We start from the raw sequence: 26391 nt of genomic DNA, 5'->3' as shown, positions 1-26391 counted from the left end.
CATGAACGCCCCCGCCGTCATCCAGAACACCATCATCGACATCATGACGTCCGTCGCCAGCGAAAAGGGGCTCTCCGTCACGCTCGACGCGCGCACCAACCTGCTGGAGGCGGGGTTCGATTCCTTCGACTTCGTTTTGCTGGTCACCGAACTGGAAAAGCGCCTCGCCCTTGCCATCGACCTTTCCGGCGCGGAGCCGGAAACCTTCCTTCAAGTCGGCAGCCTGGCCGAACTGCTTGGCCGGTCCAGCACGGAGAAGCCCGATGGCGCGCCTGCCCTGGAGTGACTTCTACGCCACGCCCTTCGTGGAGGCGCCGGACTGCTGGAAGACGTGCGGCGGGTACTGTTGCGCCAATTTCACGCAGTTGAATTCCGGCGGCAGCGTGGTGGTGCCCTTCCTTGCGCAGGAATACGGGCATTACGCCGCGCTGGCCGGGCCGGAGGGCACGGCGCAGGTCAGCCACCACGCCTTCACCTTGCCCGACGGTTCGCCCCTGACGGTTCACCTGCTGCGCTGCAAGCGCCAGGGGCTGTGCACGCCATGGGCGGCCCGACCCCTGATTTGCAGGATATACCCGTACCTTCCCGTGGTGGACCTGCACGGAACCGTCACGGATTTCGACGCCTGCTCGCTGGCCGACGCCTTCTACCGGCACCCGGCAGCATCGCACCGCTGCACCCTGGTCCGGGAACAGGCGGACGCCATCCGCCCCGCACTGAAGGACGCCCTGCGCGACATGCTGGCGTACCCTGAAATGATCTTTTCCTTCCTGCTGCTGCACCTCGTGCTCAAGCACCTGCGCATGGCCCTGCCGCAGCATGTGGACACCTTGTCCGACGATGAATTTCCGGCCTTCAGGACCCGGTTCAACTCCCTGCTCTTCACGCAGCGCCCCTGGCGCACGCCCGCGTTCGCGGACGATGTCGCCGCCATGTACGCCGCGTGCGTGGCCCTGCACGGCCCGCTGGATCTTTCGTTACAGGAGGCAACATGAGCAATTCCGGCACACCCAACGATGCCGCCAGTGCATCACGGCGCGTACGCATCCCCGACGTGCGCATCGCGGGGATGGCGGCGGCCCTGCCCGGCACCCTTGAAACCGTGGACATGCTTCTCGCGCAGTGCCCCTCGGACGAAGAACGCGCCTCGCTGCAACGCGCCGCCGCCATGTCCGGAACGTCCGCCCATTACCGGGCGCTGCCGTCGACCACGTCCGGCGACCTGTGCGCGCACGCCGCCGAAAGGCTGCTCGACACCCTGGGGTGGGACAGGCACAGTGTGGACGTGCTGTTGTTCTCCAGCGTGACGCCGGACGACATCATCCCCCCTTCGGGCTATGCGCTGCACAACCGCCTGGGGCTGGGAAAACAGTGCATCGTCCTTGATGCCCTCATGGGCTGCACCGCCTTCACCCACGGACTGTGGCTGGCGTCCTCCCTGCTTTCGGGCGGCGGACCGCGCAGGGCGCTGGTGCTGACAGGCGATACCATCTCGCGGGCCACCGCCCCCGACGACCTGAAGAGCCGCATGCTGCTTGGCGACGCGGGCACGGCCACCGCGCTGGAATTCACGCCGGGGGCCGCCGGGCTGTGCGCCATCCTCGGCACGGACAGCGGGGGCGCGGGCAGCATCACCCAGCCCGGACGGGGCTATCGCCCGTCCGACGCTCCGCCGTTCTTCCAGATGAACGGCGTCAAGGTCTTCACATTCGCCCATGCCGTGGTGCCCAAGGTGGTGGACGCCCTGCTGACGGAAGCGTCGCTGACGCGTGAAGAGGTGGACATGTTCTACCTGCACCAGGCCAACAAGATGATCAACGAGGGCATCACACGCCTCGCCAACATTCCTGCGGGCAAGGCCCCCGACATCATCGGCCGGTTCGCCAACTGCGGCTCGGCCTCCATCCCGCTGCTGGTTTGCGCCAGCGCCGACGGACTGCCCGAAGGCAGGGACGCCCGGGTGGTTTTCGCGGGGTTCGGCGTGGGCCTTTCGTGGAGCGCGGCCAGCACGGTCCTGGCACCGGACATTCCCAGACTGCTGCTGCACACCGACCTGTAACCGAAGCATCCGGGATTTCCCCTTCCGGAACGGACAGCCATGAGCACCACCTCCCACAAGCTGGCGGAACTTGCCCGCCGCATCCCCCGCAAGGCCAGCCTGGCCATGTTCATGGGGCGCGGCGGGGGGCGGTTCATCGACAACGGCAAGTACGCCTTCCTGCACTGCCATCGCCACGTGCCCGAGCTGACCTGCTGGTTCGTGACCACCGACCCGGCCGAGGCCGCCACGTTGCGCGGGCACGGCCTGCCCGTGCTGCTGTCCACGGACGATGGCGCCCTGGAATTGCTGTTGCGCGCGGGCCTCGTGGTCTGCGACGACTTCGGCTGGAAGGAATCCCCCCTGCTGTGGCCCGTGCTGCACACCGCGCGCACCATGCAGCTCTGGCACGGCATACCGCTGAAGGCCATCGGCGAGCCGGAATACACCTCGACAACCATCCACATGACGCCCGAACGGGCCGCACATCTGCGGTTTGCCTACACCGGGTACGACGCCGTGCTGTCCACCTCGCCCTACTTCACGCGCACCGCGTTCGGCAGGGCCTTCGGCGCCAGGGCCTTCCCAGAACTGGGCTACCCGCGCAACGATGCCCTGCTGCGCCCTCACGACGCGCTCGACCTGATCAACGTGGACCGGGCGCTGTACGACGACATGGTGCAGGCCCGCCAGCGCGGCACCCGCTGCGTGGTGTACATGCCCACCTTCCGCGACCGGGGCGGCACGCCGTTCGACGGCGGAGCCATGGACATTGCCCGTCTGGACGACTTTGCCCGCCGCCATGACGTGCTGTTCGTGCTGAAGCTGCACCCCTACGTGGCCCAGCAGCAGGCCCGGCTTACCGACCGGGTACGCGTGGCCGACGCCCTCAGCGACGCCTATCCCCTGCTGGCGCACTGCGACGCCCTGATCACGGACTACTCTTCCATCTATTTCGACTATCTCCTGCTTGATCGCCCCATGCTCTTCTACCCTTACGACTACGACGACTACGTCTCGCGCAACCGGGAGCTGCTCTACGATTACGGGGAGATGACCCCCGGCACCTGCGTACGCACGCAGGACGCCCTGTACGATGCCCTTGCCGACATGCTGGACGGCGGGCAGGACCCCTGGCGCGAGGCGCGGGCACGGCTGCGCGCCCTCGCCTTCACCCATCAGGACGGCAAGGCTGCGGAACGCCTGGGCCGGTATCTGGTCGAGCAGTTCGCCAACAAAGGAGCACGCGCATGAAAGCCATCATTCTTGCCGCAGGCGTGGGCAGCCGCCTTGGCCGCCCCTTTCCGAAGTCGCTTTCCGTCCTTCCCGACGGGGAATCCATCCTTGGCCGCCAGATACGCCTGTTCCACGAGCACGGCGTGCGGGAAATCATCGTTGTGGTGGGGTTCAAGAAAACCCTGATCATGGAGGCCCACCCGGACGTGTATTTCCGGTACAACCCCGTGTTCTACATCACCAACACCTCCAAAAGCCTGCTCTGCGCCGCGCGCGACCTGAACGACGACGTGATCTGGGCCAACGGCGACGTGGTGTTCGACCCCGAGGTACTGCGCCTGGTGCTGGAAACGCCCGCCAACGCCGTGGCCGTGGACCGCAAGAAATGCGCTGAAGAGGAAGTGAAGTACCGTACCGCGCAGGACGGGCACATCATCGCCATCTCCAAGAGCGTGGAAAACGGCGAGGGCGAGGCCGTGGGCGTGAACAAGGTACTGGCGGCAGACCTGCCCGCCCTGTGCGCGGCGCTGGAGAAATGCGAGGATCAGGACTACTTCGAGCGTGCACTGGAAACCATGATCCACGGCGGGTTGCGCTTCGTGCCCGTGGACGTCAGCGCTCACCGCTGCATCGAAGTGGACTTTTCGGAAGACTGGCAGATGGCCCAGAAGATGTTCGCCAAATAGCCGGGCAGGCCGCGCGCCACGCCCGGCAACACAGCAGCGGCCCCCGCCGTCGGCAATGCCGATGGCCGGGGCCGCTGCCGTTGCGGGATGCCGGGTACCGCGGAGTGACCGTGCACAGGCACGCGGTGCGGACGGAGTGCGCGGCAACGCGTGAAGGCGCGGCCGGGCGTCACCCTGCCGCGCTGTTCCTGCTTCACGCCATGGACAAGGGGCGGTGCGCCCTTACGCCTGCAAGCGCAACGGCCCGTTGCCGTTGCCGCCGTCCTTTTCCTCGCGGCTGAACTGCACGGCGGTGCCGTAACAGGAGAAATACTTGGAGCCGTCGGGGTGGAAGGCCACGTTCTCCTGGTAACCCACGATGGCCTGGGCGCCCTTGTTCACGGCGCGGGCCGCCATGCCGAAGAACGTTTCGTCGGAATCATAGCCGCGACAGGCCACCAGGCCCAGCACGCGGCCTATCCTGCGGTCCTCGACGCCGTCGGTGGTGACCACGGGAAAGCGCCCGGAAAGGAACAGTTCACGCACCCGTTCAAGGTTTTCGGTCTGCGCGGTCTCGGCCTTGCGCGCCTTTTTGTCGTTACCGCCAAGCAGAAACAGCATGGGGAAGCCTCCTTGCGTTGAATCCGGCGGAATTCCGCCATGCCGCCGTGTGATGCAAGAGCCTTGCCGAGCGCATACCCCACTGTATTTGCATACTATCCGCAAACGCATGCCGGGCCATGTCGAAAATACGACACCGTCCGGCGCATTCCGACGCCGTCAGCCCGGCGTTCCGGCACCCTGACGGCACGCAGCCCGGCAAACCCGGCCAGCCACGCCCCACGCCCCGGCCCTTGCAACCCGGTGCCGGTCCTGCCCTCTCCCTGCCGTGGCCAGGCTACACCAGCGGCACCAGCCCCAGCGAGGCCCGGAACAGGAAATATCCCAGCGCGGCCACGTACAGCACCAGCCCCACGATGACCAGCTTGAGCGACCACAGGAAATAGCGCGTCTTGCGGTTGCGCACGGCCAGCAGCCGCAGAAAGCTGGCCTCCACCGTGTCACCGCGCAGGCTGGACATCCAGCGCACCCGCACCACGCCGTACAGCGCCACGAACAGCCCGGCCAGGATGCACAGCAGCCCGGCCATCAGGGTCAGCCCGCTGAACGGCCCGGCCGCCGCCAGCCGGTGACCGGAAAACCCGGCCACGGAAATGGCCAGCGCCCCCACGCCAAAGATCATCTGGGTGCGCTGGGTGACGATGCCGAACTGCTGTTGCAGGCTCTTCCACACCTCGGCCTCGCTGCCCAGCACCTGGAGCAGAAAGCGATATTCCTCGCACAAGTCGCAGGTGTCGTCGCGCCAGGAAGGCCCCACGCGCTCGTAGTCGTCGGGGCTGCCCGTGGCCGTTCCATCCCGTGCGGCCTCGCCGCCCCCTACTTCCGGGGGTGGCCCGCAGGTGAATTCGTCCGTGACATCCCGTTTGCGTTCCGCGTCGCGCCGCGCAGCCTGTTCCGTCATTGTCGGCTCCTTCCGGGCATTCCCGTGCCCCATCCATCTTCGCGCGGCACCGACTGCCTGGCCGGGGCCGGGATCGTGCCGCATCGGGACCGCTTGGGCCATACCAGCCAGAATATCCCCGGCGGGCAGCCCGCACAAGCGCGGCTTGATGCGACTGCACGTGGCCGGTAAGGCCGGGTGTGACCATATGAAACGTGACGGCAAACCACGCCGCACGGCGCGGACCTTGACCTTGGCGGGGAAGTCCAGCATTAGTTGCACTCACGGTGGCACTACTGCAAACCGTGCGGTCAAACATCACCCTGGCATCACCCTGGCATCACCCTGGCACCACTCCGGTGGGGCCGCCCGCAGGCGCCACCGCCTGCAATGGCGAGCCAGGGCAACCCGGCCCATGGGGCACCCCGGTCGCGCTGGCCACTCCGGTCATTTGCTCCGCCTGGCCTGTCTGGCCTGTCTGGCCCCTCTGGTCTGTCTGGCCGGCGCTCCACCCTCCCTCGCACCACAGCCTTCGGCGGAATCTCCGCATGCATACCAGCCCGTTCCCGCCGGTCCGGCCCCCGCGCCGCTCCGCCTTTTTTCCACGGCTCCGCCAGACGGCATGCCGCATTCCGCTCCGCCGCCCGGCGTTCGTGCTGGCAGCGCTGGCCCTCTTGCTGTGCCTGTCGCTGTGTCTGGCATCGGCTCCGGCGCACTCCCCCCGGCTCGGTGCCATGCTGCCTTCCGGCCCCGCGTCCGCCTGGGCTGCCCCGGCCCAGGCCCCCCAGCTCCCCCTGTCACCCCTGTCGCCGCAATCCCCGGACACCGCCACGTCCGCCACCGGCGCCGCCGGTTCGCTGGGTGCGCAGGAAGGCGCGCGCAAGAACGTGCTGTACCTGAACTCGTACCACAACGGGTACGCCTGGTCCGACCACATCCAAGAGGGCATCCGCCAGACGCTGGCCGAAAGCCCGTACAGCATCGTGTTCCAGGTGGAATACATGGACTCCAAGAAGTTCCACTACCAGGACACGGTTTCCACCCTGTACGCCCTGTACCGCGACAAGTTCCGCAACAAGAAGTTCGACATCATCATCGCCTCGGACAACGTGGCGGTGGATTTTCTGCTCCAGTTCGGCGAAGAACTGTTCCCCGGCGTGCCCATAGTGTTCTGCGGGCTGAACGACGTGCAGCCCGAAACCCTGCGCGCCACCGGGCGCGAGATCACCGGGGTGCTCGAAAACTACGACGTGGCCTACAACATAGAGATGGCCCTGCGCCTGAACCCGCAGTTGCGGCGCATGGTGATCATCGGCGACGACTCGGTCACCGGCGCGGCCATCCGCAACCAGGTCATGGCCCAGTTGGGCCCGTTCAAGGACCGCCTGGTGGTGGAGGAATGGAGCGAATACAGCCTGGACCAGATGCTGGACTGGGTGCGCGACCAGACCCCGGACACCTTCTTCTACTTCGTGCCCATCTACCGCGACATCGACGGCCAGTTCTACTCGGCCGAAGAACTGCTGGAAAAGGTGCACGCCGCCTCGCGCGCGCCGCTGTACAGCAACTGGGCCTTTCTGCTGGGGCACGGCATAGTGGGCGGCAAGCTCATCTCCGGGGTGCGCCACGGCGAAATGGCCGCGCGCATGGCCATGCAGGTGCTGAGCGGCATCCGCGCCTCGTCCATCCCCATCGTGGAGCAGGCCGACCAGGCCTTCATGTTCGACAACAACGAATTGCAGCGGCTGTTCATCAGCCCCTCGCAACTGCCGCCCGACCGCATCATCATCAACGAGCCCAGCCGGTTCTACGAACTGAACAAGCAGGTCTTCTGGACCATCATCGTCAGCATGGTCATCCTGTCGGTGACCCTGGTGCTGCTGGTCATGAACATCCTGGAAAAGCGCCGGGTGGAAGGCAAGATCAAGGATCAGCTGTCGTTCCTGCGCTCGCTGATGGACACCATACCCATCCCCATCTACAGCAAGGACGCCGATGGCCGGGTACGCGAATGCAACGTGGCCTTCGAGCGGTTCTTCGGCGTGGACCGCGAAGCGCTGCTGGGCCGCTACGAATGGCAGGCCGGGCCGGAAGGCGTGGCCATGCTGCGCGACGTGTCCGACACCAGCCTGATGCACGAGCCGGGCGTGGCCAGCTATGAAACCACCCTGCCCGGGCCCGAGGGCTCGCCCCATTCCATCATCATGCACAAGGCCACCTACCGCAACTCCAGGGGCGCGGTGGCTGGCCTGGTGGGCGTGGTCTTCGACTACACCGACCGCAAGAAGGCCGAGGACCGGCTGCGCGCCGCCGAGGAAAAATACCGTTCGCTGTTCGAAAGCTCGCCGCTGGGCATCTTCCGCGTTACCCCGGACGGCGACTACCTGGACGCCAACCCGGCCATGGCGCGCATGTCGGGCTATGCCTCACCCGCCCTGCTGCTGGCGTCGGGCACGGGCACCTTCGCCCGGCTGCACGGCGCGCCGAACATGTCTGACCTGTCGGGCATATCGGGCATGTCGGGCATGCCGGGCACGGGCAGTGGGACAGGCTCCGGGCAGGACACGGTGATCTCGTTCGATTCCAGCGTGGATCGCCCCGGCGGCGACACCGTGACCATGCACCTGACCATGCGCCCCCAGCGCGACGAGGCGGGCAAGGTACGCCACATCGAGGGCTACGCGGAAGACATCACCCAGCGCAAGGCCGCAGAGCGGGCCCTTTCCGCCTCGCAGCGCATGTTGCAACTGGTGCTCGATAACATTCCCCAGTTCGTCTACTGGAAGGACCGCGACCTGAAGTACATGGGGGCCAACAAGTCGTTCCTCGGCTTCGTGGGGCTGGACAGCGCCGAGGCGCTGCTGGGCCGCACCGACGAAGAGGTGCTGCCCTCCACAGAGGACGCCGCCCGCGTGCACGACGACGACGAGGCCGTGGTGCGATCCGGCCAGCCGCGCTACCAGACCAAGATCACCATCACCTCGCCCGGCGGCGAGGCGGTGTGGCTGGAAACCAACCGCGTGCCCCTGCTGAGCGACCGCGGGGGCCAGGCAGGCCACGCGAACCCACAGGACGATGACGTGGTGGGCCTTCTGACCACCGCCGAAGACGTCACCCAGCGCATCCGGCTGGAGCGCCAGTTGCTCCAGTCGCAGAAGATGGAGGCCATCGGCACGCTGGCGGGCGGTATATCGCACGATTTCAACAATATCCTTACGTCCATCATCAATTCCACCGAACTTGCCATCAGCGACATCGCGGCGGACTCGCTGACCTGCAACGACCTGATGCGCGCCCTGAAGGCCGCCCAGCGCGGCAGCCGCCTGGTCAAGCAGATCCTGACCTTCAGCCGCCCCTCCGTGGAAGGCTTCGTCATCGCCGACATCAACGAGGTGCTCAACGAGGCGCTGGTGCTCATCAAGGCCTCGCTGCCCCGCAACATCGAGATCCGCAAGGCCATCCCGCTGCGCCCGTCCATCACCAGGGCGGACCCCACCCAGATCCACCAGGTGCTCATGAACCTGTGCACCAACTCGTTCCAGGCCCTGCGCGACACGGGCGGCGTGCTCGAGGTGAACCTGGAGCAGGAAATGCTGTCCGACGAGCGCGCCCAGGAACTGGGCATGGAACCGGGCTGCGCCCTGCGCCTGACCGTGGCTGACGACGGCCCCGGCATTGCGCCGGAAATCGTGGACAAGATCTTCGACCCGTTCTTCACCACCAAGGGCAAGACCGAAGGCACCGGCCTTGGCCTTGCGGTGGTGCACGGCATCATCAAGGGCCACCGGGGCGCGGTGCGCGTTGCCAGCGTGCCGTGGCGGCGGACGGAATTCGAGATACACCTGCCCATGCACGCGCAGGACGCCTGCCTCATCGACCCGGCCCTGCTGGTTCCGGAAACCGGCAGCGAGCGCATCCTGTTCGTCGAGGACGACGACGACCAGTTGCACACCATTCCCCGGGTGCTCGAGAGCCTCGGCTACACCGTGCGGCCCTTCAAGAACCCGTTGCTGGCGCTGGCCGCCGTGCGCGAGCACCCCGCCGCCTTCGACCTGGTGATCACCGACTTCGACATGCCGGAAGCGAACGGCCTTGAGCTTGCCCGCAAAATGGGCGATATTGCGCCGAACATGCCGATAATCCTCGTTTCGGGCCGCGAGGTGGCAGCCGAAGGGGCGGCCGTCGCCGGAAACATCAAGGCCATGGTCCACAAGCCGTACAACCGGAACATCCTGGCCGACGCCATCCGCCGGGTGTTCGCCCGGCTGGGGAGCTAGCAAGCGTGCCCACCATCCTCGTCATCGACGACGACATCCAGGTCTGCGAGACCATCGCCAGCCTGCTGGCCCGCCTGCGCTACGCCTGCGAGACGGCCCACACGCTGGAAGAGGGGCTGCGCAAGCTCGAAACCGCCGACGTCGACGTGGTCTTCCTGGACGTGCGCCTGCCGGACGGCAACGGGCTGGACGCGCTGCCGCGCATCCGGCTTTCGCCGTCGCGGCCAGAGGTCATCATCCTGACCGGCGAAGGCGACCCCGACGGCGCGGAACTGGCCATCCAGGGCGGCGTGTGGGATTATCTGGTCAAGCCCTCGCCCATCAAGCAGACCACCCTCACCCTGCACCGGGCCCTGCAATACCGCGAGGAAAAGCTGTCGCACGGCGATGCGGCCACCGTGGCGCTGGACCTGGACGGCGTGGTGGGCACCAGCCCCTCCATGCGCCAGTGTTTCGACCTGGTGGCACATGCCGCTTCGACCGACGCCAACGTGCTGGTCACCGGCGAAACGGGCACCGGCAAGGAACTTTTCGCCCGCACCATTCACCGCAACAGCACCCGTCGCGCGGGCGGCTTTGTGGTGGTGGACTGCGCGGCACTGACCGAAAGCCTGGTGGAATCGACCCTGTTCGGCCACCGCAAGGGGGCCTTCACCAGCGCCCTCAACGACCGCGACGGCCTGGTCAAGCTGGCCGACGGCGGCACCCTGTTCCTGGACGAGGTGGGCGAGATGCCCCTGTCCATCCAGCGTTCGTTCCTGCGCTTCCTGCAGGAGCGCACCTTCCGCCCGGTGGGCGGCACCCAGGAGATCAAGAGCGACTTCCGGCTCATCTCCGCCACCAACCGCGACCTGGACGCCATGGTGGATCGCGGCGAATTCCGCAAGGACCTGCTGTTCCGGCTGAAGACCGTGCACGTGGAATTGCCCCCGCTGCGCAGCCGCCCGGAAGACCTGAAGCCGCTGGCCATCTACCACGTGAACCGGCTGTGCGAGCAGTACGGGGTGCCCCACAAGGGCTTTTCACCCGACTTCTTCCAGCATCTGGCCCAGTACGACTGGCCGGGCAACGTGCGCGAACTGTACAACGTGCTGGAGCGCTCGTTCGTCATTTCCGGGCTGGAAAGCGTGCTCTACGCGCTGCACCTGCCCCAGGACATCCGCATCAAGATCACCCGTGCCGCCATCGCCCGCCCCGCCACGGGCGAAGGCGGCATCGGAAGCGAATCCGCCACCAGCCCCACCGCCGGCAACGGCGACGGTTCCGGCGGTGCACGGGACATGGTGCCGCCGGCCACACGCGCCGATGGCCTGCATGGCCCGGATGCCGCCTTCACCAGCCCCTTGCCGCCGCTCAAGGGCTTCAAGCGTCTCATGGAGCGCAAGTACCTTGAAATCCTCATCGGGCAAGCCAGCGGGAACCTGCAGGAGATGCTGGACGTCTCCGGCCTGTCACGCTCGCACTTCTATGCCCTGCTGAAAAAGAATAATATGTCACTGTGAGCGGGGCGGGGTAACCTGCGGGTACATCCCCCCGGCAGGTGTCCTACCTTTCGGACGTAGCCTTCCTGCCCCTTCCCCCATCCGTTTTTTCGGACATGGGGCAAAATCCGCCCCGACGAACCGTTTGACCATTCAATCCGGCGGCGTTAGGCTACGGCGCTGCCATTCCACGGTCCCCGCCTTTTCATGCGCCGCAACGCCTGCCGTCCGGATTTTCGGACCACCTGCTGGCGTCAGTTTCATATGAAGAATCGATACTTCAACAATCCAAGGAGGATGCAGCCTACGCGCCGACGTAACGGAACTGGCACACTTCTTGTTGTTGCGTAAGGGCCGCAGCCTGCCCGCCCGCCTTCACGCGCCGGTGCCGCGTCCACGGAGTCCGCAGGGATCACGGGGACCGGGGCGCCGCCCGCAAAGGCCAGGCAGACGGACACACGCCGCAACGCGACACCAACGGCCCGGCAACGGCAGCGAAACCGCGCCACAAGGGCCGGCATGACAAGGCACGATACCGGGTTCATGCCCACCTCCGGGTCATTTTCATTCCGGAGTCATGCCAAGGACCGCGCCGCAAGGCACGGCTGACCTTTCACCCCCGCTTCAAGGTTAGCAATCCCAAGGAGAGATCAATGGCCAAGAAAATGAAGACCATGGACGGCAACACCGCTGCTGCGTACGTCGCCTACGCGCTCAGCGATACCGCCGCCATCTACCCCATCACCCCTTCGTCCAACATGGGTGAATCGGCGGACGAATGGGCCGCCCAAGGCAAGAAGAACCTTTTCGGGCAGACGGTGTCTGTCCGCCAGTTGCAGTCCGAAGCGGGCGCTGCGGGCGCCGTGCACGGCTCGCTGGCCGCCGGCGCGCTGACCGCCACCTTCACCGCCTCGCAGGGCCTGCTGCTGATGATCCCGAACATGTACAAGATCGCCGGTGAACTGCTTCCCGGCGTCTTTCATGTTTCGGCCCGCGCGCTTGCCTCGCACGCGCTGTCCATTTTCGGCGACCACCAGGACGTCATGGCCGCCCGCCAGACCGGTTTCGCCTTCCTGAACTCCAACTCGGTGCAGGAAGCCATGGACATGGCGCTCGTCGCCCACCTGGCCGCCATCGAGTCCAGCGTGCCGTTCTGTCACTTCTTCGACGGCTTCCGCACCTCGCACGAGTTGCAGAAGATCGAAGTCATCGACTACGACGACATGAAGAAAGTGGTGAACTGGGAGAAGGTGGAAGCCTTCCGCCAGAACGCCATGAACCCGGAACACCCGCACATCCGCGGCACCGCGCAGAACCCCGACATCTACTTCCAGGCGCGTGAAGCCTGCAATTCGTTCTACAACGCCGTGCCCGGCATTGTGGCGAACTACATGAAGAAGGTCGGCGAAATCACCGGTCGTTCCTACAAGCTGTTCGACTACGTGGGCCACCCCGAAGCCGAGCGCGTGATCATCGCCATGGGTTCCGCCTGTGAAACCATCGAGGAAGTGGTCAACTTCCTGAACGCCAAGGGCGAGCGCGTGGGCCTGATCAAGGTGCGCCTGTACCGTCCGTTCTCCATCGACCACATGCTGTCGGTGCTGCCCGCCACCGCCGACACCATCACCGTGCTCGACCGCACCAAGGAACCCGGTTCGCTGGGCGAACCGCTGTACCTTGACGTGTGTACCGCCTTCATGGAGCGCGGCGAAATGCCCAAGCTCCTCGCCGGTCGCTACGGCCTGGGTTCGAAGGAATTCACCCCGGCCATGGCCAAGGCCGTGTACGACAACATGAAGGTTGTCGGCCCCAAGAACCACTTCACCGTGGGCATCATCGACGACGTCACCGACACCTCGCTGGAAGTCATCGAAGGCGTGGACACCGTGCCCACCGGCACCGTGCAGTGCAAGTTCTTCGGCCTTGGCGCCGACGGCACCGTGGGCGCCAACAAGCAGGCCATCAAGATCATCGGCGACAACACCGACATGTACGCCCAGGGCTACTTTGCCTACGACTCCAAGAAGTCGGGCGGCTTCACCGTGTCGCACCTGCGCTTCGGCAACAGCCCCATCCAGTCCACCTACCTGGTCAACAGCGCCGACTACGTCGCCTGCCACAAGTCGGCCTACGTGCACCAGTACGACGTGCTCGACGGCATCAAGACCGGCGGCACCTTCGTGCTGAACTCGCACTGGAACAGCGTGGAAGACATGGAGAAGGAACTGCCCGCCTCCATGCTGCGCACCATCGCCCGCAAGAAGCTGAAGTTCTACAACGTGGACGCCGTGAAGGTGGCCACCGAAGTGGGCCTTGGCGGGCGCATCAACATGATCATGCAGACGGCGTTCTTCAAGCTGTCCAGCGTCATTCCCTTCGACCAGGCCGTGGCGCTGCTGAAGGATTCCATCCACAAGGCCTACGGCAAGAAGGGCGAAAAGATCGTGGCCATGAACGTGGCCGCCGTTGACAAGGCCATCGAGGCCGTCACCGAGATCAAGTACCCCGAATCCTGGGCCACCGCCGCCGACGCGGCCACCGTGGGCAACTCGGACCCCGACTTCATCACCAACGTGGTGCGTCCCATCCTGGCCCAGCAGGGCGACAAGCTGCCGGTTTCGGCCTTCGAACCCGACGGCCTGTTCCCGGTGGGCACCGCCGCCTTCGAAAAGCGCGGCGTGGCCATCACCGTGCCCGAGTGGCTGTCCGAAAACTGCATCCAGTGCAACCAGTGCTCGTTCGTGTGCCCGCACGCGGCCATCCGTCCCATCCTGGCCGCCGATGACGAACTGGCTGGCGCGCCTGCCTCGTTCGTGGCCATCGAAGCCAAGGGCAAGGAACTGAACGGCCTGAAGTACCGCATGCAGGTGTACGCGCAGGACTGCATGGGCTGCGGCTCGTGCGCCGACGTGTGCCCGGCCAAGAACAAGGCCCTGGTCATGAAGCCCATCGAAACCCAGATGGCCGACCAGGTTGCCAACCTCGCCTACGCCGACGCCAACATCGCCATCAAGGACGACCTGATGGCCCGCGACAGCCTGAAGGGCTCGCAGTTCCAGCAGCCGCTGATGGAATTCTCCGGCGCCTGCGCGGGCTGCGGCGAAACCCCGTACGTCAAGCTGCTTACCCAGATGTTCGGCGAACGCATGGTGGTGGCCAACGCCACCGGCTGCTCGTCCATCTGGGGCGCTTCCGCCCCCACCACGCCGTACACCACCAACAAGGATGGTCACGGCCCGGCCTGGGGCAACTCGCTGTTCGAAGACGCCGCCGAATTCGGCTTCGGCATGAGCATGGCCTACAACCAGCGCCGTGCGAAGCTGTCCGACGTGGTGACCGAAGCCCTTTCGCTGGGCATCGACGCCGACCTGAAGGCCGCCCTGCAGGGCTGGCTGGACAACAAGGACGACGCCGAAGGCTCCAAGAAGTACGGCGAAGAAATCCTTGGCCTGCTTGGCGGCGCGGACGACCATCCGCTGCTGGACGAGCTGTGGCACATGAGCGACCTGTTCACCAAGAAGTCCGTGTGGATCTTCGGCGGTGACGGCTGGGCCTACGACATCGGCTACGGCGGCGTGGACCACGTGCTGGCCAGCGGCGAGGACATCAACATCCTGGTCATGGACACCGAAGTGTACTCCAACACCGGCGGCCAGGCCTCCAAGGCCACCCCGCTGGGCTCCATCGCCAAGTTCGCCGCCTCGGGCAAGAAGACCGGCAAGAAGGACCTTGGCCGCATGGCCATGACCTACGGCTACGTCTACGTTGCCTGCGTCTCCATGGGCGCCAACAAGCAGCAGGTGCTGAAGGCCTTCAAGGAAGCCGAAGCCTACAAGGGCCCCTCGCTGATCATCGCCTACGCCCCCTGCATCAACCAGGGCCTGCGCAAGGGCATGGGCAAGTCCATGGAAGAAGCCAAGATGGCCGTGGAATCCGGCTACTGGCCCCTGTACCGCTTCAACCCCGAACTTGCCGACGAAGGCAAGAACCCGTTCGTGCTCGAATCGAAGGCGCCCAACGGCACCATGCAGGAATTCATGGCTGGTGAAACCCGCTACGCCGCCCTCGAAAAGATCGCTCCCGAAGAGTCCAAGCGCCTGCGCGCGGCCATCGAGAAGGAGTACAACGAACGTTACCTGCTGCTGAAGCAGATCTCCGAAGCTCCCGCCGTTACCGCCCCCGCCGGGGAACCGGTGACCGTGGGAAACGGGGATAGCGGCTTCTGCGCCGTCACCGAAACGCCGGAACATGCCCGGCGCAAGGGTGGCGACGCCTGCGACGATGGTCGGGCCGCTGAATAACCCTACCTGGTAGAACAGTGCCGGAGGGGAGGTGCAAACCCCTCCGGCACTTACATACCTTTCCCAATCCCGGCGGGTGCACTCCGGGGGCGGGTCACGCACAACAGAAGAGGAGCGTTTTGATGTCATTGGAACTGCTTGCATTGGTGGCATTGTTGCCCATCCTTGTGGCCCTGGTGCTCATGGTCGGCATGCGCTGGCCCTCCACCCGCGCCATGCCCTTGGCCTGGCTTGTCTGCGTACTTGGCGCCATTGGCGCCTGGAACCTGCCCGTGGGCTACATCGCCGCCCTGTCGCTACAGGGCGTGATCACCGCAATCGGCGTGCTGATCATCGTGTTCGGGGCCATCATCATCCTGTACACCCTGAAATATTCCGGCGGCATGGAAACCATCCAGTACGGAATGCAGAACATCAGCCGTGACAGGCGCATTCAGGCGATCATCATCGGCTACATGTTCGCGGCCTTCATCGAAGGCGCCGCCGGCTTCGGCACGCCCGCCGCGCTGGCTGCCCCGCTGCTGCTGTCCCTCGGCTTTCCGCCGCTGGCCGCCGCCGTCATCTGCCTTGTGTTCAACTCGTTCTGCGTGTCGTTCGGCGCGGTGGGCACGCCCATCCTGATCGGCCTCCAGTTCCTTGCCCCGCTGGTCAAGGACGCCGCCGCCGCCAACCCCGGCCTGAACTTCACCGACTTCGGCACCTTCGCCAAGGTCATCGGCCAGTGGGTCACCACCATGCACGGCCCCATGATCTTCATCCTGCCCATCTTCATGCTGGGCTTCCTTACCCGTTTCTACGGCCAGAAGAAGTCGTGGTCCGAAGGCTTTGCCGCGTGGCAGTTCTGCGTGTTCGCGGCCGTGGCCTTCATCGTGCCCTACCTCACCTTCGCCTGGCTGGTGGGCCCCGAATTCCCGTCGCTGATCGGCGGCCTGGTGGGCCTTGGCATCATCGTGGCTGGCGCCAAGAAGGGCTTCTGCGTGCCCAAGGAAACCTGGGACTTCGGCCCCCAGTCCACCTGGGAAGCTGAATGGACCGGCTCCATCGCCACCAGCACCAACACCGAATTCAAGCCGCACATGAGCCAGCTCATGGCGTGGCTGCCCTATATCCTCATCGGCATCATCCTGGTGCTGACCCGCATTCCCGCCTTGGGCCTGAAAGGCTTCCTGGCCGCCCAGAAGATCCCCTTCGCCAACCTGCTCGGCTACAAGGGCGTTTCCGCCTCCATCGACTACCTGTACCTGCCCGGCACCATTCCCTTCACCCTTGTGGCCCTGCTGACCATCGTGCTGCACGGCATGAAGGGTGACGCGGTCAAGAAGGCCTGGGCCGAATCGTTCTCCAAGATGAAGGCGCCCACCATCGCGCTGTTCGCCGCCGTGGCCCTGGTGTCCATCTTCCGCGGTTCCGGCGTGGCCGATGTGGCCCTGAACCCCAACAGCTACCCCTCCATGCCCCTGGCCATGGCCAAGACTGTCGCCGCCTTTGCGGGCAACGCCTGGCCCATGCTGGCCTCTTACGTGGGCGGCCTTGGCGCGTTCATCACCGGTTCGAACACCGTTTCGGACCTTCTGTTCGCCGAATTCCAGTGGGGCGTTGCGCAGCAGCTCAACCTGCCCCGCCAGATCATCGTGGCCGCCCAGGTGGCCGGTGGCGCCATGGGCAACATGGTGTGCATCCACAACATCGTTGCCGTCTGCGCCGTTACCGGCCTGATCGGCCGCGAAGGCATGATCCTGAAGCGTACCTTCTGGCCCTTTGCCCTCTACGGCATCGTCGTGGGCATCATCGCCAGCGTGTTCAGCTTCGGGGCGTACTCCAACCTGTTCTAGTTTCGAGGTGCAAGGGGGGCGGGGCAACGCCCCGCCCCCCTTTTCAACAGAGGAGTGGCTGAACATACAGCCAGGAAAGGAGTGGGGCCATCCGCTCCGTTACGGTTTCCGCCGCCTCGCCCTTTCCCGGTGACGGAGGTGGAGCAACGCTTGACCCGGAGGATTATCCGCATGCCCAGTGCAGCCCTGATCAAGGAATTCGAAGCCGTCGTCGGCAAGGACAACGTGTTCACCAGCGAGGCCGACCGCCAGTCGTACTCCTACGATTCCGCCGTGCTCGAAGCCGTGGTGCCCGCCCTGGTGGTGCGCCCCACCACCACCGAGCAGCTCGGCAAGGTCGTTCGCCTGTGCAACGAGAACGGCAACCCCATCACCGTTCGCGGCGCGGGCACCAACCTTTCCGGCGGCACCATCCCCGACCCGCGTGAAGGCATCGTCATCCTGACCAACAGCCTGAGCCGCATCATCGAAATCAACGAGGAAGACCTGTACGCCGTGGTCGAGCCCGGCGTTGTCACCGCCAAGTTCGCGGCGGAAGTGGCCAAGCGCGGCCTCTTCTACCCGCCCGATCCGGGTTCGCAGGCCGTGTCCACCATTGGTGGCAACGTGGCCGAGAACGCCGGTGGCCTGCGCGGCCTGAAGTACGGCGTGACCAAGGACTACGTGATGGGGATCGAATTTTTCGACGTCAACGGCGGCCTGGTGAAGACCGGTTCGCGCACCGTCAAGTGCGTGACCGGCTACAACCTCGCCGGTCTCATGGTGGCGTCCGAAGGCACCCTTGGCGTGTTCAGCCAGATCATCCTGAAGCTGGTGCCGCCGCCCCAGGCCTCCAAGGCCATGATGGCCGTGTTCGACGACGTGAACAAGGCGTCCGAGGCCGTTGCCGGCATCATCGCCGCCCACGTGGTGCCCTGCACCCTGGAATTCATGGACCAGGCCACCATCCGCTACGTTGACGACTTCACCAAGGCCGGCCTGCCGCGCGACGCCCAGGCCATCCTGCTCATCGAAGTGGACGGCCACGCCGGTCAGGTGGCCGACGACGCCGAGAAGGTGGAAAAGGTACTGAACAAGGTCGGCGCCATCGAAATCAAGGTGGCCAAGGACGCCGCCGAAAAGTTCAAGCTGTGGGAAGCCCGCCGCAACGCGCTGCCCGCCCTTGCCCGCGCCAAGCCCACCACCGTGCTTGAAGACGCCACCGTGCCGCGTTCCAAGATTCCTGCCATGGTCAAGGCCATCAATGACATCGCGGCCAAGTACAACATCACCATCGGCACCTTCGGTCACGCGGGCGACGGCAACCTGCACCCGACCATCATGTGCGACCGCCGCGACAAGCACGAGTTCGAGCGCGTGGAACACGCCGTGGACGAAATCTTCGACGTGGCCCTTTCGCTGCAGGGTACCCTGTCGGGCGAACATGGCATCGGCATGGCCAAGTCGAAGTGGATGGAGAAGGAAACCTCCAAGGCCACCATCGAGTTCTCGCGCAACATGAAGCGTGCCATCGACCCCAAGTACATCCTGAATCCTGGCAAGATCATCGGAGCCTAACGCCATGGCAGACCTTACCAAACTCGCCAAGCTGCTGCACGAGCTGGACGACCAGATGGTCGGCTGCATGAAGTGCGGCATGTGCCAGGCCGTCTGCCCCGTGTTTGCCGAGACCATGAAAGAGGCGGACGTTACGCGCGGCAAGATCGCGCTGCTCGAAAACCTTGCCAAGGAAATGATCCACGACGCGGCCGGTGTTCAGGAAAAGCTGAACAAGTGTCTGCTGTGCGGCTCGTGCGGGGCCAACTGCCCGTCGGGCGTGAAGGTCATGGACATCTTCCTGCGTGCCCGTGTCATCGTGAACACCTACATGGGCCTCTCGCCGGTCAAGAAGGCCATCCTGCGCGGCATGCTGACCAAGCCCGCCCTGTTCAACGCCCTGCTCGACATCGGCTCGAAGTTCCAGGGCATCTTCACCAGCAAGGTGGACGACCTGCTCGGCTCCTCGTGCTCCAAGGTGCTGTCGCCCATCATCGGCGACCGTCACTTCGTGGGCCTTGCCACGCAGTCGCTGCACAGCAAGGTGAAGGCGCTGGACACCCCGGCGGGCAAGAGCGGCAAGCGCGTCGCCTTCTTCCCGGGCTGCCTTGGCGACAAGATGTTCGTCAGCGTGGCCGAAGCCTGCCTGAAGGTGTTCGAATACCACGGCGTTGGCGTGTACATGCCCGAAGGCCAGGCCTGCTGCGGCATCCCCGCCATCTCGTCGGGCGACCGCGTGGCCTACGACAAACTGGTCAAGATCAACCTCGACCTGTTCTCCAAGGGCGGCTTCGACTACCTGGTGACCCCGTGCGCCACCTGCACCGCCACCATCAAGGAAATCTGGCCCAAGCTCATGGAGGACTACCCGGCCCCCATGCGCGACCAGATTCGCGCCCTGCACGACAAGGTCATGGACGTGAACCAGTTCGTGGTGGACGTGCTGGGCGTTTCGCCCGAGGCCCCGGCCAAGGGCGGCGTGAAGGTGACCTTCCACGATTCCTGCCACATGAAGAAGTCGCTCGGCGTCACCTCGCAGCCGCGCGCCCTCATCGGCATGAACCCCAAGTACGAACTGGTGGAAATGGCCGAATGCGACCGCTGCTGCGGTTCGGGCGGCAGCTTCAACCTGTACCACTACGAACTGTCCAAGCAAATCGGCGAGCGCAAGCGCGACAACATCCTGGCCACCGGTGCCCAGGTGGTGTCCACCGGCTGCCCCGCCTGCATGCTGCAAATGACCGACATGCTCTCGCAGCATGGGGCCAAGGTGGCGGTGAAGCACTCCATCGAACTGTACGCGGATTCGCTGCGGTAGAACGGACATCCGGGGCGCGGCCTGGCCGTGCCCCGGATTATATACTTGATGATCGGGCGCGCACGCCGCGCCGCAGGTCAGACAGGATGGCGAGCGGGCGCGGCCTGGCCGTGCCCACGGATTATATACTTGATGATCGGGCGCGCATGCCGCGCCGCGCTCTGGTATCATTCCCCGGCGGGGGGCCGAACGGCGGCCCCCCGTCAGGGGATTTCGGACCCGCGGAATGTTCCGCGGGCCGTTTGGCTCACCGGGCCAGGCCCGGAAACACCGGCGGCCGTGCCGCCGATGTACGATCCATGGACGCCTCGCCGCGCCCGCCCAGTGCCGCACCCCACCCGGGTGCGGGGCACCAAGGAGATATGCATGGCCAACAATCTGTACATCACCGCGACGGAATCGAAGAGCGGCAAGTCCGCCGTGGTGCTCGGCATGATGCAGCTATTGCTGCGCGACATCCGCAAGGTCGCCTTCTTCCGCCCCATCATCAACAGGCCCGTCACGGATGCGGTGGACCACGACACCAACCTCATCCTGACCCACTTCAACCTCGACATCCCCGTGGCCGACACCTACGCGTACTCGCTGCAGGACGCCCGGGAGCTGATCAACAACGGTCAGCACGCCACGCTGCTTGAAAACATCCTGAAGAAGTACAAGCAGCTGGAAGACAGCTACGACTTCGTGCTCTGCGAGGGCACCGACTTTCTGGGCAAGGATGCCGCCTTCGAATTCGACCTGAACGCCGACATCGCCGCCAACCTCGGCTGCCCCGTGATGGTGGTGGCCAATGGCCAGCAGAAGACCGCCCACGAAATCGTCGCCTCCACCCAGCTGACCATCGACCTGCTGGACGAAAAGGGGCTGGACATCGTGGCCGCGGTGATCAACCGCGCCTCGGTCACCGACGCCGAACGCGACGTGGTCATCAGCAGCCTGGAGTGCAAGGTCAACTGCTCCAACCCCCTGGCCGTGTACGTGGTGCCCGAGGAACCCACCCTGGGCAAGCCCACCATGGGCGACGTGAAGAAGTGGCTGAACGCCCAGGTGCTGTACGGCCATGGCCGCATGGATACCCTGGTGGACGACTACGTCATCGCCGCCATGCAGATCGGCAATTTCCTCGACTACGTCACCCCCGGTTGCCTCGTGATCACCCCCGGTGATCGTTCGGACATCATCCTCACCGGCCTCGCCACCCGCCTTTCCGGCGCCTATCCCGACATTTCGGGCATGCTGCTGACCGGCGGCATCCAGCCCGCGCCCAACGTGCACCGCCTCATCGAAGGCTGGACCGGGGTGCCCATTCCCATCCTGTCGGTAAAGGACCACACCTACAAGACCATCCAGACCCTGAACGAGCTGTACGGCAAGATCGAGCCGGACAACGAGCGCAAGATCAACACCGCCCTCGGCCTGTTCGAGCGTTGCGTGGACAGCCAGGAACTGGGCCGCCGCCTGATCAACCGCAAGTCCAGCCGCATCACCCCCATGATGTTCGAGTTCAACCTGATCGAGCGCGCCAAGCAGAACCGCATGCGCATCGTGCTGCCCGAAGGGGTGGAGGAACGCATCCTGCGCGCCGCCGACATCCTGGCCCGGCGCGAGGTTGCCGACATCATCCTGCTGGGCGACGCCGACAAGGTGGGCTCCAAGGTCAGCGAACTGGGCATCGCCCTGGACGGCGTGCAGATCATCCAGCCCAACCTGTCGCCCAAGTTCGAGGAATACGCCCAGGCCTACTTCGAACTGCGCAAGCACAAGGGCGTCAGCATCGAACGCGCCCGCGACACCATGAACGACGTCACCTACTTCGGCACCATGATGGTGCACAAGGGCGACGCGGAGGGCATGGTTTCCGGCTCCATCAACACCACGGCGCACACCATCCGCCCGGCGTTCGAGTTCATCAAGACCAAGCCCGGCTTCTCCATCGTGTCCAGCGTGTTCCTGATGTGCCTGAAGGACCGCGTGCTGGCCTTCGGCGACTGCGCGGTGAACCCCAACCCCACGGCGGAACAGCTGGCCGAAATCGCCATCAACTCGGCCCACACCGCGCGCATCTTCGGCATCGAGCCGCGCGTGGCCATGCTGTCGTACTCCACCGGCTCGTCCGGCAAGGGCGCGGACGTGGAAAAGGTCATCGAGGCCACCCGCATCGCCAAGGAACGCGCGCCGGAACTGCTGCTGGAAGGCCCGTTGCAGTACGACGCCGCCATCGACATGGATGTCGCGCGCACCAAGCTTCCCGGCAGCCAGGTGGCCGGTCAGGCCACGGTGTTCATCTTCCCCGACCTGAACACCGGCAACAACACCTACAAGGCCGTGCAGCGCGCCGCCGGGGCCGTGGCCATCGGCCCGGTGCTGCAGGGCCTGAACAAGCCCGTCAACGACCTGTCGCGTGGCTGCACGGTGCCCGACATCGTGAACACCGTGGCCATCACCGCCATTCAGGCGCAGGCCGAGAAGGGCCTTATCTAGGCTGACAGCCCTATCTTCCTGGGGCTGTTTCCAGATTAGGATTTTCGTTCGTTGGCAAGGAAAACGAGCCTGCCATGAGGGAGTGCGGCAGCCGTTATGCGAGTCTTCGAGCATTACGGATGGCGACCGCAGAGCGTACTCTTCTCGTATTTGACCGAGCCTTAGCCGTTTGGCGAGCGCGTAGCGCGAGTCTTACGGATAAGGACAGCAAAGCAATGGAAGGCGAAGTTTGACCGCTCTGCGCTCGATGCCCGTAAGGCTCGCAAGCTCGCCCAACGGGCACGCACCGCGCCCTTCGGGTCGGTCAGCCAACGGGCGAAAGGACAATCTGGGAATAGCCCCGGACACTTGCAACCACAGCCGGGGGCCAGCCCACACTCCCCCCGGCACCCGCCCCTCCGGGTCGCCCACACGCCCCGGAGGGCCACACCCCGAAAGGAAAAGACCCGCATGAACGTACTCGTCATCAACTCCGGCAGCTCGTCCATCAAGTACCAGCTCATCGACATGACCACCGAGAAGTCCCTGTGTTCCGGTCTTGTCGAGCGCATCGGCGAAGGCATGGGCAAACTGACCCACAAGATCAAGCCCGACACCGACGCCGAGGAAAAGATCGTCCTCGAACAGGCGTTCGCCAATCATGTCGAAGGCATGAAGAAAGTCGTGGACCTGATCACCGATGCCGAGAAGGGCGTCATCGCCGACAAGAGCGAAATCTACGCCGTGGGTCACCGCGTGCTGCTTGGCGGCGAAGAAATCAAGCAGTCCGTCAAGATCGACGAATGGGCCAAGGGCATCATCCGCGACTACATTCCGCTGGGCCCGCTGCACAACCCCGCCAACCTTGCGGGCATCGAAGTGGCGGAAGAACTCTTCCCGCACGCGCCTTCCGTGGGCGTGTTCGACACCGAGTTCCACCAGACCATGCCCAAGAAGGCGTATCTTTACCCGCTGCCCTACGACCTGTACAAGACGCTGCGCATCCGCCGCTACGGCTTCCACGGCACCTCGCACCGCTACATCACCAAGAAGACCGCAGAATTCCTGGGCAAGCCCCTGGACGAACTGAACATCATCACCTGCCACCTCGGCAACGGGTGCTCCATGGCCGCCGTGAAGAACGGCCGTTGCGTAGACACCACCATGGGCATCACCCCGCTGGAAGGCCTGATGATGGGCACCCGCTGCGGCGACATCGACCCCGCCCTGGTCCCCTTCCTGATGGAAAAGAAGGGCTGGTCCGGCGCCGAAATCGACACCGTGATGAACAAGCAGAGCGGCCTGAAGGGCGTGTGCGGCATGAACGACATGCGCGACATCCACGCCGCCCGTGAAAAGGGCGACGAGATGGCCGAACTGGCCTTCCAGATGTTCGTCTACCGCATCCGCAAGTACATCGGCTCGTTCGCCGTGGTGGTGGGCAAGCTGGACGCCATCGTGTTCACCGCCGGCATCGGCGAGAACGACGACTTCCTGCGCGCTGCCGTGTGCAAGGACATGGACATCCTGGGCATCGACATCGACGAGGCGGTCAACGCCAAGCGTTCGGGCCAGGCGCGCCACATCGGCAAGCCCGGCCAGCGCGTGCCCGTGCTGGTGGTGCCCACCAACGAGGAACTGGAAATCGCCCAGACCACTGTTGCCGTGCTGAACGGCAAGAACTAGGCCTGCCGCCGCCATGGGCCTTTTGCCCTCTGCCTTCGTCAGAACAGCTTTTTATTCCGGTTGAATACCACAAGAGTACGCTCTGCGGTCCTCATCCGTAAGGTTCGCTCCGCTCACCTAACGGCTGCGGCACGCCCTCCATAAAAAGCGATTCTTCCTTGGCAGAGAACAAAAATCCTCATGGCGACAACAGGCCCTTGTCAGACGCCATATTCCCCGCCGCCCGGATCGGTTTCCGGACCGTGCGGCGGGGTTTCTCCGGGCCATGCCCGGAGTCCCCGGGGGCCGCTGGCGGCCACGGCCCAAGGTTCCCCCGGACCACCCCAAGGCCTTGCGTACAACGGACATACGGACATGGTGGGCATCTACATCGGATCTACGGCGGCTCGGGCAGGCAAGAACCTTGTCTGCATGGCGCTTGGTCTTGCGCTACGGCAAACCGGACGCAACGTGGGCTTCATGAAGCCCCTGGGAACGTTGCCCCGGACCGTGGACGAACAGACCGGCGACGAGGACGCCCTGCTGGTGCAGGAGGTGCTGGGGCTTTCCGCCCCGCCCGAGGTGCTCACCCCCGTGACCATGCCCGGCAACATCCGGGCGGCAGCCCTGTCGGGGGGCAACGCGCTTGAGCGCGTGGCCTCTGCCTACGGGGCGCTTTCGCGCGGGCACGACACCATGCTGGTGGGCGGCGCCGGAGCGTTCCTGACCACCGGCAAGGCACGCGGCGTGGACGGCCCTTCGGTCGTCCGGCGTCTCGACCTCAAGGTGCTGCTGGTGGAACGGTATGCCCACGGCATCGACTACGATGCCATCCTGTACGCAAAGGAACTGCTGGGAGACGCCCTTGCGGGCGTCCTGTGCAACGACGTGCCCGAAAGCTACCTGCGCGACGCCGAAGAGGTGCTTGTCCCGTTCCTGGCGGAACGGGGCGTGCCCGTGCTCGGCATCGTGCCCAACGACCCGCTCCTCAACGCCATCAAGGTGTCGGAGCTGGCGCACCGCCTGGGCGGTCGCATGGTCTCGGGCACGGCGCGGGCCAGCCGCATCGTGGATGGGTTCCTCATCGGCACCATGCAGGTGGAGAACTTCATGGCGCACTTTCGGCGGCACGCCAACTGCGCAACCATCGTGGGAGGAGACCGGACGGACCTGCAACTTGTCGCACTGGAGGGGCAGTGCCCTTGCCTGGTCCTGACCGGAAACATCCCCCCCGATGAGATCATACGCGCCCGGTCAGAGGCGCTGGGGGTTCCGGTGGTCGTGGTCCGCGAGGACACGTACACCGTGGCCCGGAAGATGGAGGAGATCCTGAACAGCCAGAAGCTGCGCGAACTGGTCAAGATACGCCGCGGGGCCGACCTCGTGGCGCATGCGCTGGACCTTGCGCGGCTGACGGCGCAACTTGGCATTCAGTAAAGGGAGAGTACTGATGAGTGCTACCAATGACCTTGCCCGGCTCATGCGTGAGAAAGCCGAGGCGGTCGGCGCCACCGTGGTGGAACTGAAGGACCTGAAAGAGGCCTTCGCCTACGCCCTCGACGTCTGTGACAAGAAGGAAGCCTGCCAGCTGCTGGTTTCCGGCTGCGAGGAAAAGCTTTCGGACAAGGCCGAGGCCCTGTGCGAAACCAAGCAGGAAAAGGTGGTGGCCGCACCCAACCTTTCCGAAGAAGAATACGCCGCCTTTTCGGCCCTGTGCGCCGAACGCGGCGTGAAGTGCATCCGCGAGGGCCTGCGCGGCCACCTTGCGGGCATCGACATCGGCGTGGCCCACGCCGACCTTGCCATCGCCGAAACCGGCACCTGCGTCATCGACTCCACCAGCGAGGAACTGCGCCTGTCCTCCATGATCAGCGAAATCCACATGGCCATCCTGCCCAAATCGCGCATCAGGGCCACGGCCTTCGAGGGCGAGCAGGAAGTCAACGCGCTGATCAACACCGGCACGCCGCGTTACACCGCGTTCATCACCGGGCCCAGCCGTACCGCCGACATCGAGCGGGTGCTGGCCATCGGCGTGCACGGCCCGCTGGAACTGCACATCCTGATGCTGGAGGACTAGT

Annotated in this window: 17 protein-coding genes; 15 read left to right on the top strand and 2 right to left on the bottom strand. The window is 65.1% G+C overall.

Annotated features, from left to right (window positions below; genetic code table 11):
- Window position 1: 1 nt before the first annotated feature.
- The 5 genes from ABWO17_RS10660 to ABWO17_RS10640 are packed head-to-tail and all read left to right on the top strand — an operon-like array spanning window position 2 to window position 3960.
- Window positions 2–286 (top strand): acyl carrier protein, encoded by a 285-nt coding sequence (locus tag ABWO17_RS10660; protein WP_353118357.1) that lies wholly within the window; start codon window positions 2–4, stop codon window positions 284–286.
- On the top strand, window positions 264–995 hold the full coding sequence (locus ABWO17_RS10655; RefSeq protein ID WP_353118355.1) for a hypothetical protein: 732 nt from the start codon (window positions 264–266) through the stop codon (window positions 993–995). The genes ABWO17_RS10660 and ABWO17_RS10655 overlap by 23 nt, the downstream gene beginning before the upstream one ends.
- On the top strand, window positions 992–2059 hold the full coding sequence (locus tag ABWO17_RS10650; protein WP_353118353.1) for a ketoacyl-ACP synthase III: 1068 nt from the start codon (window positions 992–994) through the stop codon (window positions 2057–2059). The genes ABWO17_RS10655 and ABWO17_RS10650 overlap by 4 nt, the downstream gene beginning before the upstream one ends.
- 39 nt (window positions 2060–2098) lie before the next feature.
- Window positions 2099–3292, top strand: coding sequence for a CDP-glycerol glycerophosphotransferase family protein (locus tag ABWO17_RS10645; RefSeq protein ID WP_353118351.1), 1194 nt, complete (start codon window positions 2099–2101; stop codon window positions 3290–3292).
- Window positions 3289–3960, top strand: coding sequence for a phosphocholine cytidylyltransferase family protein (locus ABWO17_RS10640; RefSeq protein WP_353118349.1), 672 nt, complete (start codon window positions 3289–3291; stop codon window positions 3958–3960). The genes ABWO17_RS10645 and ABWO17_RS10640 overlap by 4 nt, the downstream gene beginning before the upstream one ends.
- 222 nt (window positions 3961–4182) lie before the next feature.
- On the opposite strand, the gene ABWO17_RS10635 is transcribed toward ABWO17_RS10640, so the two are convergent.
- Window positions 4183–4560, bottom strand: a complete 378-nt coding sequence (locus ABWO17_RS10635; RefSeq protein WP_353118347.1) for a hypothetical protein — start codon at window positions 4558–4560, stop codon at window positions 4183–4185.
- A gap of 277 nt (window positions 4561–4837) precedes the next feature.
- The gene (locus ABWO17_RS10630) at window positions 4838–5461 is read right to left on the bottom strand and encodes a hypothetical protein (protein ID WP_353118345.1); all 624 of its coding nucleotides are present in this window, start codon (window positions 5459–5461) and stop codon (window positions 4838–4840) included.
- A gap of 527 nt (window positions 5462–5988) precedes the next feature.
- On the opposite strand from ABWO17_RS10630, the gene ABWO17_RS10625 reads away from it, so the two are divergent.
- The 10 genes from ABWO17_RS10625 to ABWO17_RS10580 all read left to right on the top strand — a co-directional run bounded on the left by ABWO17_RS10625 (window position 5989) and on the right by ABWO17_RS10580 (window position 26390).
- Window positions 5989–9717, top strand: a complete 3729-nt coding sequence (locus ABWO17_RS10625; RefSeq protein ID WP_353118343.1) for a hybrid sensor histidine kinase/response regulator — start codon at window positions 5989–5991, stop codon at window positions 9715–9717.
- Window positions 9718–9722: 5 nt separating this feature from the next.
- Complete coding sequence (locus ABWO17_RS10620; RefSeq protein ID WP_353118341.1) at window positions 9723–11219, top strand: sigma-54-dependent transcriptional regulator; 1497 nt, start codon at window positions 9723–9725, stop codon at window positions 11217–11219.
- A 632-nt stretch (window positions 11220–11851) separates the two neighbouring features.
- Complete coding sequence (gene nifJ / locus ABWO17_RS10615; RefSeq protein ID WP_353118339.1) at window positions 11852–15499, top strand: pyruvate:ferredoxin (flavodoxin) oxidoreductase; 3648 nt, start codon at window positions 11852–11854, stop codon at window positions 15497–15499.
- 122 nt (window positions 15500–15621) lie between these two features.
- Window positions 15622–17331: an L-lactate permease gene (locus tag ABWO17_RS10610; protein ID WP_353118337.1), complete on the top strand. Its 1710-nt coding sequence runs from the start codon at window positions 15622–15624 to the stop codon at window positions 17329–17331.
- Between the two features lie 171 nt (window positions 17332–17502).
- Window positions 17503–18888 (top strand): FAD-binding oxidoreductase, encoded by a 1386-nt coding sequence (locus ABWO17_RS10605; RefSeq protein ID WP_353118335.1) that lies wholly within the window; start codon window positions 17503–17505, stop codon window positions 18886–18888.
- A 4-nt stretch (window positions 18889–18892) separates the two neighbouring features.
- Window positions 18893–20185, top strand: a complete 1293-nt coding sequence (locus ABWO17_RS10600; protein ID WP_353118333.1) for a (Fe-S)-binding protein — start codon at window positions 18893–18895, stop codon at window positions 20183–20185.
- A gap of 366 nt (window positions 20186–20551) precedes the next feature.
- Entirely contained in the window at window positions 20552–22666 is a 2115-nt protein-coding gene (pta, locus tag ABWO17_RS10595) for a phosphate acetyltransferase (protein WP_353118331.1), read from the top strand.
- Window positions 22667–23116: 450 nt separating this feature from the next.
- Window positions 23117–24331 carry an acetate kinase gene (locus ABWO17_RS10590; RefSeq protein WP_353118329.1) on the top strand — a complete coding sequence of 405 codons (1215 nt, stop codon included), beginning with the start codon at window positions 23117–23119 and terminating at the stop codon, window positions 24329–24331.
- 354 nt (window positions 24332–24685) lie between these two features.
- Window positions 24686–25747, top strand: a complete 1062-nt coding sequence (locus ABWO17_RS10585; protein ID WP_353118327.1) for a phosphotransacetylase family protein — start codon at window positions 24686–24688, stop codon at window positions 25745–25747.
- Window positions 25748–25760: 13 nt separating this feature from the next.
- Window positions 25761–26390 (top strand): LutC/YkgG family protein, encoded by a 630-nt coding sequence (locus tag ABWO17_RS10580; RefSeq protein WP_353118325.1) that lies wholly within the window; start codon window positions 25761–25763, stop codon window positions 26388–26390.
- The last annotated feature ends 1 nt before the right edge of the window (window position 26391 follow it).

It is taken from the genome of Nitratidesulfovibrio sp. (genome assembly GCF_040373385.1).
GTDB lineage: Bacteria > Desulfobacterota > Desulfovibrionia > Desulfovibrionales > Desulfovibrionaceae > Cupidesulfovibrio.
This window is presented reverse-complemented; position numbering and strand designations above follow the sequence as displayed.

Excerpts from the sequence above, each read along its gene's own strand:
- ABWO17_RS10660 (WP_353118357.1), top strand. The coding sequence starts at position 2 with ATGAACGCCCCCGCCGTCATCCAGAACACCATCATCGACATCATGACG.
- ABWO17_RS10655 (WP_353118355.1), top strand. The coding sequence starts at position 264 with ATGGCGCGCCTGCCCTGGAGTGACTTCTACGCCACGCCCTTCGTGGAG.
- ABWO17_RS10650 (WP_353118353.1), top strand. The coding sequence starts at position 992 with ATGAGCAATTCCGGCACACCCAACGATGCCGCCAGTGCATCACGGCGC.
- ABWO17_RS10645 (WP_353118351.1), top strand. The coding sequence starts at position 2,099 with ATGAGCACCACCTCCCACAAGCTGGCGGAACTTGCCCGCCGCATCCCC.
- ABWO17_RS10640 (WP_353118349.1), top strand. The coding sequence starts at position 3,289 with ATGAAAGCCATCATTCTTGCCGCAGGCGTGGGCAGCCGCCTTGGCCGC.
- ABWO17_RS10635 (WP_353118347.1), bottom strand. The coding sequence starts at position 4,560 with ATGCTGTTTCTGCTTGGCGGTAACGACAAAAAGGCGCGCAAGGCCGAG.
- ABWO17_RS10630 (WP_353118345.1), bottom strand. The coding sequence starts at position 5,461 with ATGACGGAACAGGCTGCGCGGCGCGACGCGGAACGCAAACGGGATGTC.
- ABWO17_RS10625 (WP_353118343.1), top strand. The coding sequence starts at position 5,989 with ATGCATACCAGCCCGTTCCCGCCGGTCCGGCCCCCGCGCCGCTCCGCC.
- nifJ (WP_353118339.1), top strand. The coding sequence starts at position 11,852 with ATGGCCAAGAAAATGAAGACCATGGACGGCAACACCGCTGCTGCGTAC.
- ABWO17_RS10610 (WP_353118337.1), top strand. The coding sequence starts at position 15,622 with ATGTCATTGGAACTGCTTGCATTGGTGGCATTGTTGCCCATCCTTGTG.
- ABWO17_RS10605 (WP_353118335.1), top strand. The coding sequence starts at position 17,503 with ATGCCCAGTGCAGCCCTGATCAAGGAATTCGAAGCCGTCGTCGGCAAG.
- ABWO17_RS10600 (WP_353118333.1), top strand. The coding sequence starts at position 18,893 with ATGGCAGACCTTACCAAACTCGCCAAGCTGCTGCACGAGCTGGACGAC.
- pta (WP_353118331.1), top strand. The coding sequence starts at position 20,552 with ATGGCCAACAATCTGTACATCACCGCGACGGAATCGAAGAGCGGCAAG.
- ABWO17_RS10590 (WP_353118329.1), top strand. The coding sequence starts at position 23,117 with ATGAACGTACTCGTCATCAACTCCGGCAGCTCGTCCATCAAGTACCAG.
- ABWO17_RS10585 (WP_353118327.1), top strand. The coding sequence starts at position 24,686 with ATGGTGGGCATCTACATCGGATCTACGGCGGCTCGGGCAGGCAAGAAC.
- ABWO17_RS10580 (WP_353118325.1), top strand. The coding sequence starts at position 25,761 with ATGAGTGCTACCAATGACCTTGCCCGGCTCATGCGTGAGAAAGCCGAG.